Annotated in this window: 16 protein-coding genes; 10 read left to right on the top strand and 6 right to left on the bottom strand. The window is 50.5% G+C overall.

What is annotated here, in order from left to right:
* The first annotated feature begins 105 nt into the window (after positions 1 to 105).
* Positions 106 to 1,860 carry a proline--tRNA ligase gene (locus GmarT_RS06090; protein WP_002649469.1) on the top strand — a complete coding sequence of 585 codons (1,755 nt, stop codon included), beginning with the start codon at positions 106 to 108 and terminating at the stop codon, positions 1,858 to 1,860.
* A 102-nt stretch (positions 1,861 to 1,962) separates the two neighbouring features.
* Here GmarT_RS06090 and GmarT_RS06085 read toward each other — a convergent pair whose 3' ends face one another.
* From GmarT_RS06085 to GmarT_RS06065, 5 genes are all read right to left on the bottom strand, one after another.
* A complete protein-coding gene (locus GmarT_RS06085) occupies positions 1,963 to 2,646 on the bottom strand; it encodes a 3-keto-disaccharide hydrolase (protein WP_002649470.1) in 684 nt (227 codons plus the stop codon).
* 95 nt (positions 2,647 to 2,741) lie between these two features.
* The gene (locus GmarT_RS06080) at positions 2,742 to 4,214 is read right to left on the bottom strand and encodes a sulfatase family protein (RefSeq protein WP_002649471.1); all 1,473 of its coding nucleotides are present in this window, start codon (positions 4,212 to 4,214) and stop codon (positions 2,742 to 2,744) included.
* A 164-nt stretch (positions 4,215 to 4,378) separates the two neighbouring features.
* Complete coding sequence (locus GmarT_RS06075) at positions 4,379 to 4,897, bottom strand: tetratricopeptide repeat protein (RefSeq protein ID WP_149302485.1); 519 nt, start codon at positions 4,895 to 4,897, stop codon at positions 4,379 to 4,381.
* Positions 4,898 to 5,323: 426 nt separating this feature from the next.
* Complete coding sequence (locus GmarT_RS06070) at positions 5,324 to 6,481, bottom strand: DUF6655 family protein (RefSeq protein ID WP_315853676.1); 1,158 nt, start codon at positions 6,479 to 6,481, stop codon at positions 5,324 to 5,326.
* Between the two features lie 456 nt (positions 6,482 to 6,937).
* Positions 6,938 to 7,399, bottom strand: a complete 462-nt coding sequence (locus GmarT_RS06065) for a tetratricopeptide repeat protein (RefSeq protein ID WP_002649851.1) — start codon at positions 7,397 to 7,399, stop codon at positions 6,938 to 6,940.
* 411 nt (positions 7,400 to 7,810) lie between these two features.
* On the opposite strand from GmarT_RS06065, the gene GmarT_RS06060 reads away from it, so the two are divergent.
* Entirely contained in the window at positions 7,811 to 9,436 is a 1,626-nt protein-coding gene (locus tag GmarT_RS06060) for a sulfatase family protein (RefSeq protein WP_149302483.1), read from the top strand.
* Between the two features lie 42 nt (positions 9,437 to 9,478).
* Here the strand turns inward: GmarT_RS06060 and GmarT_RS06055 are convergent, their stop codons facing one another.
* Positions 9,479 to 10,333: a hypothetical protein gene (locus GmarT_RS06055; RefSeq protein WP_149302482.1), complete on the bottom strand. Its 855-nt coding sequence runs from the start codon at positions 10,331 to 10,333 to the stop codon at positions 9,479 to 9,481.
* A 193-nt stretch (positions 10,334 to 10,526) separates the two neighbouring features.
* Between GmarT_RS06055 and GmarT_RS06050 the strand changes: the two genes are divergently transcribed.
* The 8 genes from GmarT_RS06050 (at position 10,527) to alaS (ending at position 23,704) form a co-directional block, all read left to right on the top strand.
* On the top strand, positions 10,527 to 11,648 hold the full coding sequence (locus GmarT_RS06050; RefSeq protein ID WP_149302481.1) for an MraY family glycosyltransferase: 1,122 nt from the start codon (positions 10,527 to 10,529) through the stop codon (positions 11,646 to 11,648).
* Positions 11,645 to 14,041, top strand: a complete 2,397-nt coding sequence (locus tag GmarT_RS06045) for an O-antigen ligase family protein (RefSeq protein WP_002649156.1) — start codon at positions 11,645 to 11,647, stop codon at positions 14,039 to 14,041. The genes GmarT_RS06050 and GmarT_RS06045 overlap by 4 nt, the downstream gene beginning before the upstream one ends.
* A gap of 122 nt (positions 14,042 to 14,163) precedes the next feature.
* Positions 14,164 to 15,426, top strand: a complete 1,263-nt coding sequence (locus tag GmarT_RS06040; RefSeq protein WP_002649157.1) for a DUF1573 domain-containing protein — start codon at positions 14,164 to 14,166, stop codon at positions 15,424 to 15,426.
* A 186-nt stretch (positions 15,427 to 15,612) separates the two neighbouring features.
* Positions 15,613 to 17,277, top strand: coding sequence for a multiheme c-type cytochrome (locus GmarT_RS06035; RefSeq protein ID WP_002649158.1), 1,665 nt, complete (start codon positions 15,613 to 15,615; stop codon positions 17,275 to 17,277).
* A 58-nt stretch (positions 17,278 to 17,335) separates the two neighbouring features.
* On the top strand, positions 17,336 to 17,902 hold the full coding sequence (gene cyaB / locus GmarT_RS29405) for a class IV adenylate cyclase (RefSeq protein ID WP_002649159.1): 567 nt from the start codon (positions 17,336 to 17,338) through the stop codon (positions 17,900 to 17,902).
* Between the two features lie 285 nt (positions 17,903 to 18,187).
* Complete coding sequence (recA, locus tag GmarT_RS06025; RefSeq protein ID WP_002649160.1) at positions 18,188 to 19,276, top strand: recombinase RecA; 1,089 nt, start codon at positions 18,188 to 18,190, stop codon at positions 19,274 to 19,276.
* Positions 19,277 to 19,514: 238 nt separating this feature from the next.
* Entirely contained in the window at positions 19,515 to 21,080 is a 1,566-nt protein-coding gene (locus GmarT_RS06020) for a S1C family serine protease (protein ID WP_187782346.1), read from the top strand.
* On the top strand, positions 21,077 to 23,704 hold the full coding sequence (gene alaS, locus GmarT_RS06015; RefSeq protein ID WP_002649163.1) for an alanine--tRNA ligase: 2,628 nt from the start codon (positions 21,077 to 21,079) through the stop codon (positions 23,702 to 23,704). Before GmarT_RS06020 ends, alaS begins: the two co-directional genes overlap by 4 nt.
* Positions 23,705 to 23,727: the final 23 nt, after the last annotated feature.

Below are 23,727 nucleotides of genomic sequence, written 5' to 3'. Positions count from 1 at the left end.
AGACGAATCGGTTCTGCTAGACTGTGTCCAGTTTGACTGTTGCCTCTCCCAGGGCGCAGATACGACTTCATAAATATTTTCTCATCAGATACTTAAGGAAATAACGTGCGCTGGTCGAATACTCTGATCCCCACCATCAAAGAAGTTCCCGCTGATGCGGAGATTCCCAGCCATCAGCTCATGTTACGAGCCGGTCTGATCCGCCAGTTGATGGCGGGCGCCTATACTTATCTCCCACTGGGATGGAAGGCAATTCAGAAAGCCGCGCAGATTGTCCGTGAAGAAATGGACGCCGCCGGGGCCGCAGAACTCCACATGCCTGCCTTGCAACCGATCGGCTTGTTTGAACGCACACAGCGAAAAGAAGCCTTCGGCTCTGTGCTGATTCAGTTCAATGTTCCCCGGGGAAATCGACAGATTCCCATGGCACTTGGACCGACCCACGAAGAAGTGGTCACCGATCTCATCAGTCACTGCATCAGCAGCTACAAACAGTTGCCTCTGACGGTCTATCAGATTCAGACTAAATTCCGCAACGAAGAACGCCCCCGCTTCGGCGTCCTGCGTACCAGCGAATTTTTGATGAAAGACGCCTACAGCTTCAGCTCTTCCGTAAAACAGCTCGACGAAATCTACGACCGCATGTACCGCGCCTACTGCCGGATTTTTGCCCGTTGTGGTCTGAAATACCTCCCTGTCGAAGCAGAAAGCGGTCCGATTGGCGGCGACGCTTCGCATGAATTCATGATCCCCGCCGACAACGGTGAAGATTCGATCGTCTACTGTGAAGCTTCAGGTTATGCAGCCAACATGGAACGAGCCGACACCGGTCGTACTTCACCGGAAATCGTCACCAGCAGCAATGCAGCCGCCCTGGAGAAAAAATCCACTCCCGAAGCCACCAGCATTGAACAGGTCAGCAAACTCCTGGGATGTGAACCATCTCAAATGATCAAAACCCTGATTTATCTGGCGGACGGCGAACCTGTGGCCGTTCTGATCCGCGGCGATCACGAAGCCAACGAAGGCAAAATCCGCCGCGCCTTGTCGGCCAGCTCAGTCGAGTTAGCCGATGACAAGACCATCCAGCAGGTGACAAACGCACCAACCGGATTTGCCGGACCGGTTGGTATCAAATGTAAAATCATCGCCGACCATGATGTCCCGGTCATCGAAAACGCAATCACCGGCGCAAACGAAGCGGACGCCCATTACCTGAATGTGAATGTTGGCCGGGACTACCAGTTGGAAACCACCTTCGACCTGCGAAATGCCGAAGCGGGCGACCCCTGCCCTAAGAGTGGCGAACCACTGACAATTGTGCATGGCATCGAAGTTGGCCATGTGTTCAAACTGGGAACCAAATACACGGAAGCCCTGGATGCCAACTTTCTGGACGAAAAAGAAAAGCGGCATCCGATCATCATGGGTTGCTACGGGATTGGCGTGAATCGCATCGTCGCAGGTCTGGCAGAAACACGACACGACGAGAACGGCCTCATCTGGCCCCTTTCCATTGCCCCCTATGAAGTGCTGGTAATTCCGTTGAACGTAAAAGACGACGAAGTCATGCAGACTGCGGAACGCTATTACAACGAACTTAAAGCAGCCGGCGTTGATGTCCTGTTTGATGATCGCAATGCCCGGCCCGGCGTTAAATTCAAAGACGCGGACCTGATCGGCATTCCCTATCGGGTCGTCATCGGCGGTAAGGGGCTGCAGAAGGGAGAAATCGAAACCAAGTGGCGGACTGCTGAAAATGCAGAGATGATCGCCCTTGATGCAGGCATCAGGCCTGTTCTTGAAGCTCTGGAATCACGCAAGGCAGAAGAGTATCAGGCGGCGAATGTCCCTGAGTGAATTGCTGATATCGCAATAAGCGACTTTCCATAATAAATACAGGCCGGCAGAGAGATTCACTCTGCCGGCCTGTTAGCAATTCCATCTTTCATCGAAGCCGGATTACTTCAGCTCTTTGATCCGAATGTTTTTCCAGGCAACGGAATAAGGACCGGTTCCCTTTTTGATTCCGTGAACCTGCAGGCCGATGAATCCTGTGGGATGAGATTTATAAACACGCTCATCGACCAGATCTGATACCTGCTCCCCGTTGACCCAGGTTTGGATTCTGGGACCATTGGCGACAACCCGGAATTGGTTCCATTCGCCATCCTTCAGATTCTTGTGGGGCGTACGCTTGTCTTCCGGGGTCATCCAGCCAATACCTTTGCCAGCGTACTTGATCGCTTCACCATAGATGTAGCCGGCTTCTGCACCATTATCGCCACTGGCTTCAATTTCGACCTGAGGGCCATTTACGCGGCCATCTCCGTTCTCCTGCTGGCTGCGAATCTGGACGCCGGAGTTCAGGTTATTGTGAACCTTAACTTCAAATTCCAGTTCGAAATTACCATAGTTTTTCTTCGTACACAAAAACGAATTCGGGCTGCCTTCTGAGGTTGTGCCTTCAATCGTGCCATCCTTCACCATATAGGTGGCAGTTCCATTGTGTTGAACCCAGTTATTAAGTGTTTTCCCGTCAAACAGGCTCACCCAACCGGAGTCTGCGCCGGCGTGAAGACTGACGCTCAGACTGACAACAGCTAATAACGCTACACCTAATCCCAGAAAGGAATGTCGTTTCATTTTTCTCTCCCAAATAATCACAATGTTGATAGTTCTTCGTAAGTAGTTCAAAAGCCTGGTTCAGCGAAATGCGTTTCTCAGGCAGACAGAATTGTTCAATCGATCGACGAGGACAGGACAGGTCCGGGCGCATTAATCTTCTGAGCCTGCTTTGCATCACCGGGCATCTCACGATGTTCAAATTCGGGAGGTTTCGGTTCTCCCGGACGCTGATTTCGATCGGGAGTCGGAGTCTCAGGAATGGTATCTCCGGTTTGAACCGTCCATTGATCGAGGGCTTTCCTGAGCCGAGCCAGTTCCGCGGCATGCTCCGGTTTCGACGCCAGATTATGGAACTGATAAGGATCTTCTGAAACCCGATACAGTTCTTCCTGTGGACGAGGTTTTAAAAAAACGTCCTGCTGAAATTCATTCAGTTGCCCCGCTTTGAACCGTTCCCAGAGCACTTCGCCTGAAGGGAATTCTATCGATTCGACACACAGGTTGCGCTGCTCTGGCCAGGCATTTCGAATGTAAAGCCAGTCACCGTTTCTCACCATCCGTTCGTGGGCTTTAAAGACATGCCAGTTATGTTCAGCAAAGGCAAAGTCACGCACTTTCGATTCCGGCTGTTTGAGGACTTTTTCAAAACTGACGCCCTGAATGCGTGGATCGAGGGGTACACCTGCCACTTCCAGAAATGTAGGGCCGATGTCCATTGAACTGACCAGACTGTTACTCACACCACCGGCTTTAATGACTGCGGGCCAGCGGACAATCAGTGGTGTTTTAATGCCACTGTCATACAGTCGGGTTTTACAGCGTGGAAAGGGGCGGCCGTTGTCTGAGAAAAACAGGACGAGCGTATTATCAGCGATCCCCTGGGCATCCAGTTCATCCAGGATCCGGCCGGTAAAATAATCAATGCGACTGATCTCGTCGTAGTACTGTGCCAGGTCACGGCGTGTTTCTTCACAGTCAATCAGATAGGGAGGAACAACGACTTCGGAAGGCTGATGGGGCTGATATTCTTTGGATGCCTGCCACGCGCGGTGGGCATCGACGGATGCAAACCAGCAGAAAAAGGGTTTGTCTTTGGGACGTTTTTTCAGAATGGGAACCCAGTCTGCTTCGCGTCCCGGTCCTTTCCCTTTTGAGACGAGATCGAAGGCGGTCAATGCATAATTACCCATATGCTGTTTACCTGAGATCACCGTATAGTAACCGGCATCACGTAATAACTGTGGAAAGAGCACCTGACCTTGAGGAAGAGGTGTATGCAGTTCCGGAGCACCCGTGTTATGGGGATAACGACCGGTAATCACACTGCAACGACTCGGGCTGCAACTGCTGATCGTCAGATAGGCATTGTCAAACCGCAGACCTTCTTTGGCCAGTCGATCCAGATTGGGAGTTCGCAGGGACGGATGGCCGTAGCACGCCAGATCGTTCCAGGAAACATCGTCTGCCAGGATCATGACAATGTTAGGCGGAGCAGCAATAATGCGCTCAGACTGAAATAGAGATGCCAGCAGAAAAGCTGCCAACAGATAAAAGAGATGGTTCAAGAAAGAAAATCGAACCTGCATGATGCACGCTACCTCATTCAGAATTAGAGAATTCAGGTCTCGACCTGCCAGACACTGTAGACTCTACAGTACTACAACAGGTCAGACTTCTCAATCATGAGGAGGGAATTCAGATGCTAAGTTCCAGGCAATCAATTTCATAACAATAGTTAGTAAAGGCAGAGTTAATCGACTTCGGGATCAATGCCAAAATCTTCCGGTTCTTCTTTATCCAGAAACAGGTTTTCATCTGTTTCCGTCTGTTCTTCCTCTTCAGCAGGTTCAAACGAAATCGTCAGGTGTACCTGATGTTTTACGACAGGGTTGAACTGAGACCCCAAAGGTTCAAATCGCAGATGAATATTTGCTTCTGATGCAATTTCATCAGCGGTTTTCTCAGCACTGTCTGCCAGATCACTCTGGCCGCTTTCGCGATAACAGGCGCCCAGAGATTTCCAGGGCAACTGGCTATGTGGTATCGGCAATAAATCAGCCGCGTATTGTAAAGGTTTAATCGCTTCGGAGTAGCGTCCGACTCGTTTTAAAGATTCCCCTCGTAAAAAAGAATACGAGGCAGTTAACGATCCCGGATCGATAATCTGATCCAGTTCTCTGAGCGCCTGTCGAGGCATACCCAGTTCAAGATAACCTTCAGCGGCCATCAGTTGTCTTACTGTTTTTTGAGGAATTCGAGGGATCATCATTTTTAATACCTCCCGTTTCACCATCTCATTGGTGAGTGTCACTGGGTTGAATATATGGGAAATCAACACCTCAGGGCTCATTCACATTATTTGTTGTACTTAAAAACGCAATTCAAAGCCCGCTGGATCAATTTTACCGCACACAATGTGCCAAATCTGCCTCCGCTTCTATTGAAATAAACCTAAAGCATTCACACAAAATAACTTATACCGCCTCATGATCTGTAAACCAGAACTCGACAGTGCCAATTTGGCGGTTGTTTTGGCATCAAACTGGTGGCAGATTGCTCCAAAGTTGTACAACCGCAGGGCTTTTCATTAGACAAGACAGAAGGGAAACCGGTTCGCGCCAGCTCAAACTGAAACAAGGCTGCCCGACATACTGATTTGTCAGGTCACTGTGGATACTTACGTACAAAACGGTGTTTATTCGGAAATTATTTTGCGAAACGTTTCATCGACTTCAAATATTTCCTGCGATTCAGACTCTTCTGGAGCGGTGACAGGCGCATTCTGAACTTCCTCAGGACTTTGGGGCCACACTGTTGAGATTCGAGACGTATCTCCCTGCAGCCAGTCGTGATGTCCGTTGGCTTTTTCCGGTTGTAAGAAGAGAACCGTTTTTATTTTAGAGGGCTCGATCTCAAGTTGTGATTTGGCCTGCTTGGTGGACTTCCCGGCAGCCTGTGTCTTTTTTGCTGCTACAGGTTCGATTTTCGGTTGATCTGACTTCTTAGCAGAAGCCTCTTTTTTCTTTTCTTTGCCGGCTGTCTCAGCTTTGATCCATTCTTCCAGCGTTTTGACATCCCGTTTTTTCGTTTCCTGTTTGATCTCAGATTTCACCGGAGTTTCAACAAAACGGGCCGACTCCAGATAATCCACAGTACTGTCATTGGCAAATTCCTCGCCACTACCCAATGGGATTTCAATTTTGGCCCCGGCAAACTGGGCTCCCTCTTTGTAAATGGTACCGCGTTGAAAAGGTCCTGCTCCTAAGATCCACGTATCACGGGCGGTACTCTTGGACTGAAGGACTCCTGACTGCCAGACACGTTCACGTGTTTTCTGGTTATAGGCGAACACACTGATTTTCGCAGCGGCCGACTGATTGCTCTTCTTCGCCAGCGAGATTTCGGGGATGGTAGGAATTGCTGGTGCGGCTGGCATTAGTGTCGCCGCGGAGGAAAGCATATTACTGGCCGGGATTCCATAATTTACTTCGTGGCTATTCGTAGCCAAAGTGCCGACGCGCGCCTCAATGACGTAGTCCGCCTCCTCTTTCTTCTCCTGAATCAGGCAGTTGGCGGCGACGATCTGCTGTCGCAATGAGCTGATGATATAGTCTCCGTTGACAAAACCGGCCTCTTTGACGTTCTTGATGTAAGTGGTATCAAAAAAGACTTTTTTATTTGCCAGTGTGCTGAAATCAAGTCGGGAGATGGTCTGGTCGACGGCATCGGATGTCAGTAACTGCTCTGTCGCACTGTTGCTGATCATCTTTCCGCAGCCTGATAACAGGATCAGCAGTCCAATGAGCAGACAGCCCTGAATGCGATTAGTAAGGCACCGATTAAAATCAAACATGAGTCTTGGCGATCGTCTTTTCAGCACAAAGTTCGTCGACACGATTTCCACCGACTGAGCGGGAAAAATCCCGACAGGCAGCAGCCCGGAAATACAGTGTGAAATACAACAGCCATACGTAACCACAGAGATCAATATACGCATTGACTCTTTGATTGTATTTGATGTTGATAGTTGTGTGGGAAAGTTGGCCAGAACCAGGAAGGAACTTTGACCAGGAGGTAAGTCTGACTCGTTCTGTATGGGCTACAGAGCAAGGCAGGTGTCCATGCCGGGATGATTTCTTAAATGAGAGGAGTTAAGTAATCACCCGAGGGCCAAAGTATAGCGAACACATCGTGAAACTCAAATATGATTTTGATCTTAAAATAATTTACGTATTCTACATCTTCATATAGACTTATATCAAAACAACAAACACAGGTTTACTCAAAAAACTCTGTGTTTTTTGGTTTTTTAACGAGGAATGCGGGGACTCACACCCCGACTCGACAATGAAAATTCGGTCATCCGGGAAACAGAATCGGGCCAGTTCCAGGATGATCCATGGTCCCGTGTCAAACACAGGACTTCACAGCTCGCTTCGATCTCTTCCACTGCTTCAGCCGTCAGTGAGGCGACCTCTGCCAGTTCCTTATAGCCCCCCAGGCGAAAACATTCGCTCAAGGCACTCCAGGCTTTACGACTTTCCATGACAGGAAACAGGCGTGCTGCCTGATGAAGAGGGTCAATCGCCTCCTGATATCGTTCCTGACGCAGGTAAGCTTCCCCTGTGAGAAACAGACGCATGGCTTCCAGGGGACCCGCATCTTCTAAAGAAGTAAGGGCATCCAGGGCCTGAATAGGCATCCCCAGTTCCAGGTATCCCTCGGCGGCCATAATTTTGTGAATTACTTTGGGAGAAACGTTGTCAAACATAATCAATTCCTTTTTTTACCGGTGGGGCAAGCAATCCATTGCCCGGCTGCGATGTTGTTTCCAAAAACGTCTCAATCCTCTGAAACGCTGACTCGATAGATTTTATAAATGCAACCTCCATACCAAATGGAATACCACGGATGAGGATTTTACCTATCTCAAGACTGTGAAACACCTTCAACCACAGAGAAATTTCACTTCGTATATTCAGGATCAACCAAAATGCAGTTTCTACCCGGACTGTTTCTGTAACATCTACATCTCCCGATCTATAAAACGGGTATTATTCGAAGCTGACGCAATCCCATGCGAAAACTTGCACTTCGCTTGAGAAACCTGCATGATAGTGAGCACCTAATTCACAAGCCTTTACCGGTGACATGACTTCTTACGAGACTGAGGATGAACCTTATGCTGTCACACTGCCAACCTGCTGTTCGATGTTGCTTTTCATTAGTGTGGTGCCTGCTGCTCACTCTGTCTCACTTGATCATCTGCCCACAGTCAGAGAGTGCTGCCGCGGAACCAGGCCGCCCTAATATTCTGTTTATCTTCACCGATGATCATGCCTCGCATGCCATGAGTTGTTATGGCTCGAAAGTCAATGAGACCCCGAACCTGGATCGCATCGCCCGTGAAGGCATGCGGTTTAACAACTGTTTCTGCACGAACAGTATCTGTGGTCCCAGTCGCGCAGTCATTCTGACCGGCAAACACAGTCATTTGAATGGCTTCAAACAGAACGGCAACAAATTTGACGGCGCGCAGCAGACGTTCCCCAAAATCCTCCGAAAGTATGGCTATCAGACTGCGATTGTCGGGAAATGGCATCTGGCCTCCGACCCGACGGGTTTCGACTATTCTGAAATTCTGATTGGACAGGGGCCTTATTATAACCCGCCGATGATCAAGAACGGGGAACGTGTCAAACACGAAGGGTACACCACGGATATCATCACCGATCTGGCACTCGACTACCTCAAAAATGATCGCGATCCTGACAAACCTTTTATGTTGATGTTTCAACACAAGGCACCACATCGTAACTGGCAACCCGGACCCAAATACCTCCACATGTATGACGATGTGACCATCCCGGAGCCGGATAACCTGTTTGATAATTATGAAGGTCGCGGCACTGCAGCCCATCAGCAGGATATGACCATCGCCAAAACGATGACTCCGTTTGACCTGAAATTAACTCCCCCCACCAATCTGACCCCCGAACAGCTGGCAACATGGAATGCCGCATATGAACCCAAAAATGAAGCATTTCGCAAAGCAAATCTCACGGGAAAAGATCTGGTACGCTGGAAATATCAGCGTTACATGAAGGACTATCTCAGATGTGTTGCCTCTGTCGATGAGAATGTGGGTCGCATGCTGGACTACCTGGAATCGTCAGGCCTGGCAAAGAATACCGTCGTAATCTACTCGTCTGATCAGGGCTTTTACCTGGGAGATCATGGCTGGTTTGACAAACGATTCATGTATGAAGAGTCATATCGGATGCCTTTGCTGGCACGCTGGCCCGGCGTTATCAAACCCGGCAGTGTGAATAACGACCTGGTATCCAACCTGGATTTCGCGGAAACCTTTCTGGACCTGGCCCACGCACCGATCCCTGCTGATATGCAGGGAGTCAGTCTGGTACCTCTCTTCAAAGGGGAAGAGGTGAAATGGCGTGAAAGCCTCTATTACCATTACTATGAATTCTACAATGATCGACGTTCCGCTCACATGGTCCGCCGACACAACGGGGTCCGTACAAAGCGATATAAGCTGATCGATTTCTACAATCTTGGTGAATGGGAACTTTACGATCTGGAGAAAGATCCCCGGGAGATGAAAAACGTTTACTCAGAACCGGAATATGCCCAGGTGGTCAAAAACCTGAAAGCGGAACTGAAGCTGCTGCAGGCAAAATATCAGGTTCCTGATGACACAGGTTCTGTGGAGAAAGATCCACCTTCACTACGTCTCAAACCGAGAAAAAGTGGGGCCGCACGAAAAAAGAAACCCGCTGGAAAAAAATGATTCCGGGAGGTTGAAGCTGCGACCGGACTAAAGATGCCTGCATCATCCCTGGTCGCCTGTAAGACGGCGAAAGCGGAGTGCAGCGACGGCATATTGACGCGTGCCCAGGTCCCAGCGCCAGGGAGGCAGCATCTCGACATCTTGAACCAGTTTTGCCAGCGGCGCTTTGCCTTTCAATTGCGCAAACAACAGTCCCGGATGCACGCCGTGAAAAAAATTACGTGATGACAGCAGCTGAGACAAATACTGGGTGAATTGAAAATCGGGAACATCCTTCAAATCTGCTGCAGATTCCGAAGAGACAAAGTCACTGATAATGAGTCCCGCGCCCCCCTTGCCAATCAAATCCAGCACGGTGCGGAAATGCTGCTCGCGCACCGCAACCATCAGTTCCTCAAACTGGGGGTGGGTCTCGCCGAGGGCATGTACAACCTGAAGAATCAGCTGACTCAAGATACAAGTGGAACAGACCACTTCAAAAGGGCCGGGAAGATTCCATTCGGGAGACTCAGATAACGCGTCCCTAATCTTCCGCAGATCGCCCTCCCCTTGACGATGCTCCGATTTATAAGCTGCCAGCATGTCACCAACTCCGGTCAGATCCAGCACATGCAGGCAGATCGCCGGATTTTCAGAGACCGACTGAAAATCAACAGCGTATCTCAATGCAGATTCGTCCAGATCTACCAGATGAATTTCGCTGTACACTTGCGACAGTTTCTGCAAATCCAGGTCGTTACAGTTTCCCGCCCCCAGCACACATAATCGCCCCCGGGAAGAATCGGCCAGGTCTGTCAGATATCCTGTGATTAAATTGCGATGCGATGCCCCCTGCTCCCAGTTAGGACGACTCGCCAGGTTAAATCGAATTTCTTCCTCAAATAATTCATTCATCACAGTCGTTGAAATACTCCTCTTTCCAGAATCGCAACTCGGATTATACAGGTGAGGACAACTGTAAGTCATGCAGGGGATATATCAATCGAAAACTGGCTGGAATTACATTTTTCGCTATCACTAATCCCTGATTTCAGCCAAACTAGAGCATATTATTCCCGATTCCTCTCTGTTACTCCGAATGCCATTTGAAATGCTTTTCTTTGTTATCGCCTGTCTTATTCCCTCATTTCTCATTTCGTTTCTTGCCACAGCAGCGATGCGGAAACTGGCACCGCGCTGGGGGCTGATTGATCAGCCTGCCCAACGCAAAGTGCATATCACTCCCACTCCCCTTGGTGGAGGTGTCGGCATCTGGCTGGGAGTCATCATTCCGATCGTCTGCGCGCAGCTGATCGCACTGGTGCTTGTCAAATCAGGCAGCAATCCGTCATGGATTCCCGCGGAACTCATTGTCCATCTGGATGGAGTTCTCTATCGCTCGGAACAACTCTGGATGGTGCTCGCGGGAGGGACAGTTCTTGCTGTCATGGGACTGCTTGACGATAAACTCAATATCTCATGGAAGCCACGCCTGATCATTCAACTGCTTGTGGCTGGTGGTCTGGTAATGGGGGGCATCCGGGGTTCTCTCTTTATTCAGCAACCCTGGATCGGGATGCTGCTGACAGTCGCCTGGATCATTGTCCTGGTCAACTCATTAAACTTTCTGGACAACATGGACGGCCTCACATCGGGCATCGGGCTGATTGCAGCCATCCTGTTTGCAATAATCATGTTGCGTTTTACAGGTGAACCACGCTGGCTGGTCGCCGGCGTTCTACTTGTTCTCGCAGGTGCGATTGCCGGGTTCTTATGCCATAACTGGCCTCCCGCAAAAATCTTTATGGGAGACTCGGGCAGTTATTTCATCGGGCTGATTCTGTCTACGATGACCATTCTGGGTACATTTTATCCCGGCACAACTCCCACCGGCGATGTCATCGTGAATCGGCATGTTATCCTGGCCCCGCTTTGCATTCTGGCGATCCCCCTGTATGATTTCTGTACGGTGATGATCATTCGATTGAAAGAAGGTCGCAGCCCGTTTCATGCAGATAAAAGCCATTTCTCACACCGCCTGGTCGAGCTCGGCTTAAGTAAACGGGCTACAGTTCTCACCATCCACCTGGCGACATTGACCACGGGAATCGGCGGACTGATTCTGTATGAAGTTTCGTCCTGGAGCGCTGCTCTGCTGGTCATACTCATGATTCTGTGTGTCCTTTCGATCGTGACGATCCTGGAAAATGTAGGTCGGAAAAATCGGGAATGAGTAAGCAGCGTAAAAAAAAACCGCCACAGCCGATTCGAGTTGAGACGACTCCAACAGCGTCCTCTCTCTTCTGGCTGACCAGTCTGCTCCAGGGAACCCAACTGTTTCTGGCTGGCACGCTCATTTTAGCTCGTTACTTTGTACCAGCAGAATCTGCACCGGACGGGGACACTCTCACGTTTGCGCTGGGCTGGTTCCTGGTCACGATTCTGTATGCCGCCAGTTTTGTGACAGATCGCTCCCGATCGTTTCGGCTGGACCTGTTTGACTGCGCCGTCTGGCTGCTGGTTGCAGGTCAGGTTCTCTCCACACTGGTCATGATTGGGTTCGGAGAAGGTCAGCAGCGGGCTGCTTTGAACATGATGTGGGAATGGGTCGCTCTGGGCTGCAGCTTCTCCCTGATCCGCCGCCTGATTGCCACATCTGCATTGCGCGGCACATTGATTGTGGGATTCATCACGACTGTCGTAGTTCTCGCCGTTTATGGCATCTGGCAGCATCATTGGATGTACGACCAACTCTCAAAAGAGTATCTGGCGACCCGGCAACAGTATGATGCCACGCGCTCTCCCGAAGCCCAGCAGAAACTGCTTTCGATGGGAGTTCCCGCCCATGCCCTCCACGGGAGCGGCCGCGAACTGTTTGAACGACGACTGTTGGACAGTTCCGAACCCCTGGGCATGTTTGCTCTCGCAAATACATTTGCCGGCCTGTTGACTGTTGGCTTTCTGCTTTCGTTTGCAGTAACCATTGATTGTTTTTTCCGGAAATCTGCGTCCTCCAGTTCGCTCTGGAATCAGTGGAAACCCGGAGTTTTTCTGCTGTCGACCATGCTGATCGGCTACTGCCTGATCCTGACCAAAAGCCGCACTGCATGGGTCGGTCTCATCGGTGGCCTTGTCAGTCTGGGACTGCTGAAACTGCTTCAATCACGCCGGAGCTCAACAGCCGATCCTCAACGCTGGAAAAAACAGCTTGTCAAATGGGGAGGTCTGGCCACGATTCTCTGTATTGGTTTTTTGCTGTTGGCCACGTTGAGTGGAGGTGTTGACCGGGCAGTGTTGACCGAAGCCCCAAAGTCTCTTCAATACCGTATCGAATACTGGACGGCCACCTGGGATGTCATCAAAGAAAATCCGATCTGGGGGACAGGTCCGGGAAACTTCCGATCACATTACCTGAAATTCAAGCTGCCTGGATCCAGTGAAGAAATCGCGGATCCACATAATTTCATCCTCGATGTCTGGGCGAATGCAGGCCTGATTGCATTCGCTGGATTACTGCTGATTCTGTGCCTGGCCTGCTACCGCTGGTTGATCAAACCATTGCCCGATCTTAATACTGCGGAACAGCAGGCTCCCTTAACCGGGAACCTCTTTTCGCAATCGCAACTGGCACTGCTGTCAGGGTTCGGGCTCTCATTTGCCCTGCTTTGGGGGATGCAACTGTTTCTGTTTTCTGTCGATGAATCAATTCTCTGGCTGTTTTGCCTGGGCTGGCTGGTACTCTTCTTCATTTTAAATACCAGTGCTAATTTGAGTGTAGCTGATCCTGATGCAAACGCCTCAATATTGCCCCTCGCGTTCGGAGCAGCTTTTATCAGCTTATGCATCCATTTATCTGGTGCGGGGGGCATTGCCATGCCCGCGATCACTCAGACCTGGCTGCTGCTGCTGGCACTTGCTTTTCCCATTATTACCAGGCCAGCCATACCTGACGCAAGTTCAGTAGACCAGGCAAATCCAAGCTCATCTCAAACCGAGGCACCTATACATTTGCGAGCAATCCCCCTGAGTGCCTGTCTGATCCTGACGTTTTTCTTTATCTGGTCTTCGTTTGCGCCAACGATCCAGCGGAAATCGCTCGTATTACAAGCGGAACAGTCACTCATGCGTGGCTCATCGGTTCGAAATGCGCAACGTTATTTCAGTCAGGCCAGTCAGGTAGATTCAATCTCTCCGGGTCCCTGGCAGGCTTTGGCTGAGATTGAATTTCGAGAGGGAGAACAGAATCGCAGTGCATTTGAACGGGGTGTCGAGTTGAAAGAAGCTGCAATTCAAAGAGATCCAATGAATCCGCTCCATTATTTCGATCTGGGTCGACAATGGGAACAGCAGTATCAGGCCTCGCACCAGCAGGATGATCTCACTGCTGCACTCGAAAGCTTCCAGCGTGCCGTGGCAGGATATCCCAATAATTCCCTTTATCGAGCTGAATTTGCAAAAGCTCTGTCAGAAGCAGGCAAGTCTGCCGAGAGCCAGCACGAGGCTCGCCGCGCGATTGAACTGGATGAAGCCAACAGACGTGGTCAGCATGTGGACAAATACTTAAATGAAGATATGGTAAGTCGAATGAAAGAAATAATTAACGCAACTCCATCGAATCAGAATTGAACTCGGTCGCGCTTAGGCCCATAATAACTGAGTGTTCTCTGTAGGGATCCAGTCTGATCTGAATTTCCCGACATTATTATTGTGGTCCATTATATTCAAACTACTTCTTTGCTGGTGAAATCATGAATTTACGAGCCGTTACGGCGTTAATTGCTCTTGTTATTGCACTTGCTGGTACAGTCTGGCTGGGTCGAGGCAATGGAGACATCCAGCCTGCGGCTCCTGTTCCAAAACAGACTGATCCCTCTGACGATCGCCCGAAAATTTCACCCACCGGCCCCTACCCCAAAGCGGTCGTAGACACTCCACTTTACAACTTTGGCAGTATGGCTGTGGGGCAATCGCTGTCTCATAATTTCATTCTGAAGAATGAGGGAGAAGTACCACTGGAAGTCCAGAAAGGTGCCACTACCTGCAAATGCACACTGAGTGAAATGAAGGAAAACATGGTTGCCCCTGGCGAGTCAATCAAAATTGAATTGACCTGGACACCCAAAAGCCCCCAGCAAAACTTTGGGCAAACAGCCACCATTTACACCAACGACCCGAAAAATCAGGAACTCAAGCTGCAGATCGAAGGCACTGCGAACAACCTGATCGCTTTTACGGGCGACTTTGAAGGCAGTCCTCACTGGTCCCTGCCCACCATGTCCACTACAGATCCGGTCTCGTTTTCGGGAAAAATACACACCAAATATCTGGATGAATTTAAGATTCTGGGAATTGAATCGAGTAAGCCGGGACTGACTTCGAAATTCAGACCACTCACGGCGGAAGAATTGAAAGAAGCTGATACGAAATCCGGCTATACAATTGAAGTCACTGCAGACCCTGAACAATTTCCATTGGGAGGATTCACCGAACGGCTCACTGTCAAAACGGATATCCCGCATGATTTATCGCCGCCGGGTACCGAGGAGAAACACGATCACCCCGAGGGTCACGACCACAAACACGATCATGAGCATGCAACACCAGAAGGACCGCGAACTTTTGTGATCCAGGTTTCAGGAAATCACACCGGCCCCATCCGGATTGTTCCTACCTATGGCGTGCACTGGAATCCCAATACCATGATTTTGAACCTGGGGGAATTCCCGGCAAAGGAAGGCAAGACCGTCACTCTCTCCATGTTTGTCGAAGGGACTGAACATTCACTGGAAATCGTTGACCAGGAAATTGCACCTGATTTTCTAGAATTTGAATTGAAAAAAGACGACAAATTTGAGTCAAAAACCAAGCAGCGATATGAACTGAAATTTGCCGTCCCTGCCGAGATGTCTCCGGTTTCCTTCGGGAGAACGAATCTCGCCAAAGTCAAACTGCAGACGAATCATCCGAATGCCAAGGAGATCGAATTTCGCGTTCAGTTTATCTCACTGTGATTCCCAGTCCCGAAGAGAAAATGATCCCGCATTCGACACAACCTGTAACCTTTTATTGTTGAAGACCTTTCCAGGGCCAGGGTCAGATCCACTTTGACGCAACACCATGTATTGAGCTAAAATAAACCATGAGGAAGCTCCCCATCGTTTACTTTCCTCAATCACCTCCACGGAAGGTCAAACTGAATGTTAAGCAACCGAATTTCAACTCAGATTCTTTTTCTCGCGCTTCTGATCATCCCCCTGCAGACAGGGTGTGAATCGAGTTCCTCGCCAGAAACCAGCGTCGTCTCTGAAGATATAAAAGCTCCCGATACAATTCCAAAGCAACCAGAAGTAACTGAACCTGCTGTTCAGAAAGCCCCTGCGACCGCTACGGTTCAACCGGAAGCTCCTGCTGCGAAATCTCCGCACGCTGCCACATCAGTATCCAGGACAGCAGCTCCCGCCGGTTCCCCGAAACCGCTGTTCAAAGACTGGCCTGCCCCCAAACTGGCGATCGTCCTGACGGGAGAACGGCACGGTTATCTGGAGCCCTGTGGCTGTACTCAAAATCAGACGGGAGGCGTTTCACTGCTGGCCAATCTCTTCAAACAGATCGAAGACAGAAAATGGCCCGTGACGGCTTTTGATCTGGGAGGCCTGGTCAAACGCAATCGCCGTCAGAGTCAGATTAAATATGAAACCATTCTGGCATCCATGAAAGACATGAATTACGCGGGCGTCGGCCTCGGCCCTGAAGAACTGAGATTCGGGGCTGACATTTTCCTGCAACTGCACAATCCGGAACCGCAGGCCCCCAATACCACGCCCACATTTCTGGCTGCCAACATCCTCATTCTGGAAACGCCCGGACTTGGTAAAACGGCATTCAAAATCGTTGAAGTCGGCGGCGTGAAAATGGCAGTCACTTCCATCCTGAGCAAAAGCCAGGCTGAGAAGTTTCCCGACATCACCTGGCAGGAACCCGCAAAAGTATTACCCGACGTCATTCAACAGATGCAGGCCGCTAAGCCCGACCTGATGATACTCCTCTCCCAGTCGGAAAAAGAAGAATCAAAAGCACTCGCCGAAAAATTCCCCCAGTTTGATCTGCTCCTGACAGCAGGTGGCGTGGAAGATCCACTCGGAGAACCGACATTCATCGGAAACACGATGATGGTAGATGTCGGCCATAAAGGGAAAAGTGCCGGAGTGGTCGGTTACTACCCTGACCAGGCTGACAAAGCAGATCCTTCGAAACGCTTCCGCTTCACGGTCATTGAGCTGGATAAACAGCGGTTCAAAGATACCCCGAAAATGGCCGAGCACATGCAGTTCTACCAGGATCGTCTGAAACAGGAAGATCTCGCCGCGAAAGAACTCCCCATCGACCATCCCCGTGGTGCCACGTTTGTGGGTGCAGAAACCTGTGGCGAATGTCACACCAAAGCCTATGAAAAATGGCTCACCACCGCACATGCCCACGCCTACGAAAGCCTGATTAAAGGTCGCAAAGACCAGATCGAACGAGGCGAGAAAATCGTCTCACGAATTTACGATCCCGAATGTCTCTCCTGCCATGTCACCGGCTGGCAACCCCAGGAGGTCATTCGTTACGAAAGCGGATTCGTCAACAAGCAGGAATCTCCCCATCTGCTGGGTCAGCAGTGCGAGAACTGCCACGGTCCCGGCAGCGGCCATATCGAGCTGGTCGAAATGGATAAGCTCGAAGAAGCGAAGAAGGTCATGCGAGTCACGCTTGCCGAAGCCAAAAAGAATACCTGTTTTCAATGTCACGATCTCGATAACAGCCCCAAATTTGAATTCGATTCCTACTGGGAAAAAATTAAACACCCCTGGCGCGATTAATTGCTCACACAGGAGCGATCGCCACCCCCTTCACTTTATTTCGGATAGCTCTCGTTACATGCTGGAAGTCGAACAAAAATTTCGGATTCATGACAAAGATCAACTCATCGACCAGCTGGCACAGCTGGGGGCCACAAGTGGTGAACCGATCGAACAGCATGACTACTATTTTGCACATCCCGTACGGAACTTCGCGGAAACCGATGAAGCACTCCGCATCCGCCGCAATGGCACCGATAACCGGATTACCTATAAAGGTCCGAAACGGGCCACCGTCAGTAAGGTTCGAAAAGAGATTGAACTCGGTTTTGAGTCGGGAGAGTCCGCGTTTGAACAACTGGCCGAAACGCTGGAGCTGCTTGGATTCGAACAGGTCCGCACGGTCAAAAAACGACGCACCCCTTATGCTTATGCTCACAATCAGCAAACGTTCGAAATTACGATCGACGAAGTTCAGGAACTGGGGACGTTTGCTGAAATCGAACTGCTTGCTGAAGAAGACCAGCTCGCTGCAGCGGAAGCCGCGATCATCGAACTGGCAAAATCTCTTGGACTTTCCAATCAAATTCGACTGTCCTATCTGGGGATGCTGATGGATCGGGAAGCGGAAGTGTCCTCAGAATAAGCTTCTTCATATTTTCGAATCTTTCCCCGCTTTTATTCCTTTTCAGACTGGTGAGATTCTGAAATAATTGTCGACAGCTATAAATGTCTCATGTTTTCTATTGTGACAAGAGAGTATTTATTTTAATATACCTTTGCTCACAATAGACATTTCTTTTCAAAACCATGGGTCGAGACGGCGTTCAGTAGTAGCGTCCCCGCAATTCTCGATAAATTAGGCAGTTGCTTCGCCTGACGAACTCGAACTCATTGCGGGGCAAGTGCATATTATTGAAGGAAGACCTTAATGGCCGCAAAAGCAAGATCAAAAAGAGCAACCCCTGCCCCGAGCACAAATGGCACGAATGATTCGGAAGGGATGCTGAAAAACGCTCTGGGACAAATTGAACAGGCCTTTGGCAGAGGCGCGATTATGAAACTGACGGGCGCAAATGCCCGGTCTGTTCCCTCAATTGCCAGTGGTGCACTTTCACTCGACCTGGCACTGGGAGGTGCCGGATTTCCGCGAGGTCGTATCATCGAACTTTACGGGCCTGAATCGAGTGGTAAAACCACGCTCGCACTGCACGTGATTGCCAATGCTCAGAAAGAGGGAGGCATTGCCGCGTTCATCGACGCCGAACACGCACTCGATCCGGTCTGGGCAAAAAAACTGGGGGTCAACATTTCCGAACTGCTCGTCAGTCAGCCAACCTATGGCGAAGAAGGCCTGCAGATTGCCGAAATGCTGATCAAATCGAACTCGGTGGATGTCATCGTAGTCGATTCCGTCGCCGCCCTGGTTCCTAAAGCGGAACTGGACGGGGAAATCGGAGATACACACGTGGGCCTGCAGGCCCGCATGATGAGCCAGGCGATGCGAAAACTGACTGGCGCCATTTCCAAATCGAAAACAACAGTGATTTTCATTAACCAGATCCGTGAAAAGATCGGCGTCATGTTCGGCAGCCCCGAAACGACCCCCGGCGGTCGCGCACTGAAATTCTATAGTTCGGTACGTGTGGATGTCCGCCGGATTGCCACGCTGAAAGACGGGGATACTGTGACCGGTATTCGCATGAAAGCCAAGATTGTCAAAAACAAAATCGCGCCCCCCTTCCGGATCGCGGAATTTGACATGCTCACAACAGGCGGAATTAATTACGAGCTGGATCTGCTGGACCTGGCAGTCGAAAACAAAATCGTCAAGAAGAGTGGCAGCTGGTTCAGCTACGGCGAATTACGACTGGGACAAGGGCGTGACAAATCCAAAGTCGTGCTCGAAGAAAACCCGGATATCTGTGAGGAAATCAAACAGAAAGTTCTGGCGGCACAAGGAGTCGTCCCCACTCCCGAAGAAGAGTCCGAACCGGAAACAGAGGCTGTCGAAGCCTGACCCGATGCCGGGCTATCCGGCTGAAAACAATCTGAATGACAGAACGACCTTGATGCCCGACCGGTATTCAAGGTCGTTTTGCATTGGGTTCTCCCTGTAAAAACAGTAAAATGTTACCGGGACGATCAAAGCGGGAAGCAGAAGCCTCTTTCCGCTCAAAAAACACTTCTGTTTCATTACAAGGCCCTGCATGTTTGATGCTCAACCAACAATATCTGCCCCTGGTCGACCGTGTTTAGTGAGAAAACTGTTCGCTGGATGTCTGTTACTCCCGCTCCTCTCTGGTTTACCACTCGGGGCGCAATCACCGGATGCCACTACTGTCGCATTGGCGGTTCAACAGCAGATTGTGAAAGCCATTGAACAGACGGAATCCTCCGTGGTGGCGATCTCAAAGATCAAAATTCCCAAGCAGAAATTTCAGTCACGCATCCCTGCCCCCTTCGGCATCGATCCCAATCAGGGTTTCAGTATTTCTCAGGATCCCCAGGATCTCAATTTTATCCCCAATGAATTTGGTTCAGGAATTCTGATTCCAGACCCGACAAAACAGAATCGGATACTGGTGCTGACGAATTTCCATCTTACAGAAGGGGGCCCAATCGCAGAACAGACCTCCATCCCGGAGAGCCGAATTTACGTACATACTGCGAACCGGCAGGGGTTTTATGCAGAGATTATCGCCGCAGATCCTCGCAGCGATCTGGCCGTTCTCACCCCCGTGCAGCCTGTGTCTCCGGAATACGCACGCTCTCTGACTCCCATCAGATATGGTAAAAATCAACCGGTAAAAAAAGGACAGTTCGTCATCGCTTTGGGGAATCCCTATGCCATCGCCCGCGATGGTTCCCCCAGTGCGAGCTGGGGGATTATCAGCAATTTTCATCGCTATCCGGTTCCTATTTTCAAACATTTTTTGAATCAGGAAATTGCCAAGGAAGAAACCCTGCATCACTTTGGCACTCTGCTGCAGGTCGATACCCATCTGGACCTGGGTACCAGCGGCGGTGCTCTGCTGGACCTCGAAGGCAACCTGATTGGCGTCACAACCGCACTGGCTGCGCTGGAGGGATACGAAAAGTCGGTTGGCTATGCGATCCCCATCGATCAATCGACTTTGAGAATCATCGACAGCCTCGCCGCCGGTCTCGAAGCCGAGTACGGTTTCCTGGGCATCGAACCTGGCACACTGGATCGGGGTCAGGTACGTAACAGCTTTCCTGGAGCCGTAGGGCTCGACGCCCCCTTTTACGTGGAAGCTTCTCGGGTCAAACAGCATTCACCTGCACAACTGGCCGGGATGCTGCCCCATGACCTCATTCTTTCCGTGAATGGTCAGAAATTGACTCATGATCTGGATCTGATGCGTGAAGTTGGTAAAGCTGGTGCAGGAAATGAGATAAAGCTTCAAATATTGAGAGGAAAAAAAGCGCGTGAGTTGACTCTGAACGTGAAACTGGGAAAATGGCCCGTAGCGGATGATGAAGGGATTATACAAACCCGCTATCGCCATCCTCTCTGGCGCGGACTTAGAGTCGATTATCCTACTGCTCGCAGGAAATATACATTCAGTCCGTTCAGTTATCCACCTGCTGTCGTCGTAACGCATGTTGCTCCGGACAGCCCTGCACAACAGGCTGGGCTCAAGGAAGGTGCCTTTATCAGCCAGATCAATGGACAAGCGGTTCAAACGCCGGATTCGTTCTATCAGGAAGCACAAAAAGTCAACAATTCACCGGTAACATTACTATATCTGGATGGCCAAAAGCTGATCCTTCCCCCAGCAAGCAATAAGAAACAATGAAAACAGACGAACTTCGCGAGAGCTATCTTTCCTTCTTTGAAGAAAAAGGCTGTGTTAAACGTCCTTCCGATGTCTTGGTTCCGCGAGATGACAAAACGGTTCTGTTCACGCCAGCCGGGATGAACCAGTTTAAGGATCAGTTTCTGGGAGTGGGAAAACTTGAATTCCCCAGTGCCACAACCTGCCAGATGTGCCTGCGAACCGGCGATATCCAGAACGTGGGTGTCACCGCGTATCACCATACGTTCTTCGAAATGCTGGGTAACTTCTCGTTCGGAGATTACTTCAAACGCGAAGCCATCCACTGGGCCTGGGAATATCTGACCGATAAAAAATATCTGGGACTTGATCCCAGTCTGCTCTCCGTCACCGTCTATCAGGAAGATGATGAAGCCTACAACATCTGGCATGACGAGATCAAACTGCCTGCCAACCGCATCAGTCGTGAAAACGAACACGAAAACTTCTGGCCCGCCGGTGCTCCCTCTGACGGCCCCGATGGAGTTTGTGGCCCGTGTAGCGAAATTTTCTATCATCCCAATGGTGGGAAAGATAATGTCGAGATCTGGAACCTCGTCTTCACTCAGTTTAACCGGGTTGGAAATCCTCCTGATAATCTGAAGCCCCTTCCCAAAAAGAATATCGATACGGGCATGGGGCTGGAGCGGACCGCTTCCGTACTCCAGGGAGTCCGCAGCAACTTTGAGATCGACACACTCAAACAGCTCTGCCTGGCCGCTGGTGATATTGTCGGTACGGGATACGATTTCGATGCGCCATCGGGGCGACCGGTTCGTCGTATCTCGGACCATGTACGGGCCATTACTTTCAGTATCCATGAAGGAGTCAACCCAGGTAGAGACAAAGAGAGCTATGTCGTCAGGCAATTACTCCGCCGCGCACTGCTGGAAGGCTACCTGCTCGGCAAACATGAACCGTTTCTGCACCGGCTGGTCCCGGCCGTTGTTGAGATTATGAAAGCTCCGTACCCCGACATCGCCAAAACAGTTGAAAACGTGCAAAGCACGATCAAAGAAGAAGAAGAGCAGTTCCTGGGTGTCATCGAAAAAGGACTCTCCCGTTTTGAAGGCTTCCTGAAATCGGCAGAACAGGCAGGCAGTTCGGTCATTTCCGGGGAAGACGCTTTCGACCTGCATCAGACCGATGGTTTCCTGATCGAACTGACGGAAGCCCTTGCTGCCAAAAACAACATGTCCGTGAACCGGACCGAGTTCAACAACATGATGCAGCGACATCAGAAAGACAGCGGCAGCGGCGCCTTCCTGGATTCTGTCATGTCAGAAGGACCACTGACCGCACTCCACAAAACCATCAGCGAAACAGACTTCAAGGGTTATGAGACCACCACGACCGAATCCAAAGTCATAGGCATCATTGCCGAAGACCGGCTGGTCGAGTCCATGGTCGAAAAAGGCCATGCTCACCCGGTTGTCGTCGTACTCGACCAGACCCCTTTCTACGCAGAAGCCGGCGGACAGGTTGGTGATACCGGGTTCCTCGAAGCAGACGGAATCAAATTCGAAGTCACCAATACCCAGAAAAATGCCGGCCTTTACCTTCACATTGGACATCTCTTGACGGGTAAACTGGAGCAAGGGCAGACTCTCACAGCAACAGTCACAGAGCCGCGTCGTTCCGGAATCCAGCGTGCCCACTCAGCAACACACCTGCTGCATCATGCACTGCATACCGTTCTGGGAGAAAACGCCATGCAGCGTGGATCCAAGGTGGAAGAAGACACGCTCCGTTTCGACTTTTCCCACAGTAAAGCAGTGACTCCGGAAGAGATCAGCCGCATTGAAGATATTATCAACCAGCGCGTTTCTGAAGGGGCGCCCGTCACGACCGAACTGATGAAGCTGCAGAAAGCCCGCGAACTCGGGGCCATGGCACTGTTTGGTGAAAAATATCCCGACTACGTTCGCGTGGTTCAAATGGGCGACTTCAGTACCGAACTTTGCGGAGGCACCCACCTTTCCAATACAGGGCAGGTCGGCTTATGCAAGATCATCAATGAAGAACTGGTCGCCAAAGGGGTACGACGTATTTATGCATTGACAGGCCCGAAAGCACTGGAAAAAACCAGAGACACTGAAAAACTGCTGCTGGAAATAGCCGCCCAGATGAAGGTACCGCGACCTGACGATTTACCGGTCCGCATTCAACATCTGCAGGATGAACTCCGCGAAACCAAAAAGCAGCTCACCAAATTTTCCAGTAAGTCACTCGCGGGAACCGCTGATGATTTACTGGAAGAGGCACCTGTTGTGAACGATGTTAAAATCGTGGCCTACCATGCCAAGGATGCTTCACGCGATCAACTGCGGGAACTGGCTGACCATCTGCGGAAAAAAGGCAAACAGGTTGCCCTGATCCTGGGAACAGTACTCGACGGCAAAGTCGCATTGATGGCAGCCGTCAATTCTGACCTGGTGAAACAGGGGCTCAAAGCCGGTGACTGTGTCAAAGCAGCCGCCAAGGTGGTAGGCGGTGGTGGCGGTGGTCGTCCCGACATGGCCGAAGCCGGCGGAAAAGATCCCGATAAACTGGACGAAGCACTCACGACCGGCGCAGACTACTACCGTAGTCAGTTGGAAGTCTGAGCCTGGCTGAATCCGGTTCTATC

Source organism: Gimesia maris, assembly GCF_008298035.1.
GTDB lineage: Bacteria > Planctomycetota > Planctomycetia > Planctomycetales > Planctomycetaceae > Gimesia > Gimesia maris.
The sequence above is the reverse complement of the archived record's forward strand: the minus strand, read 5'-3'. Positions and strand labels throughout refer to the sequence as shown.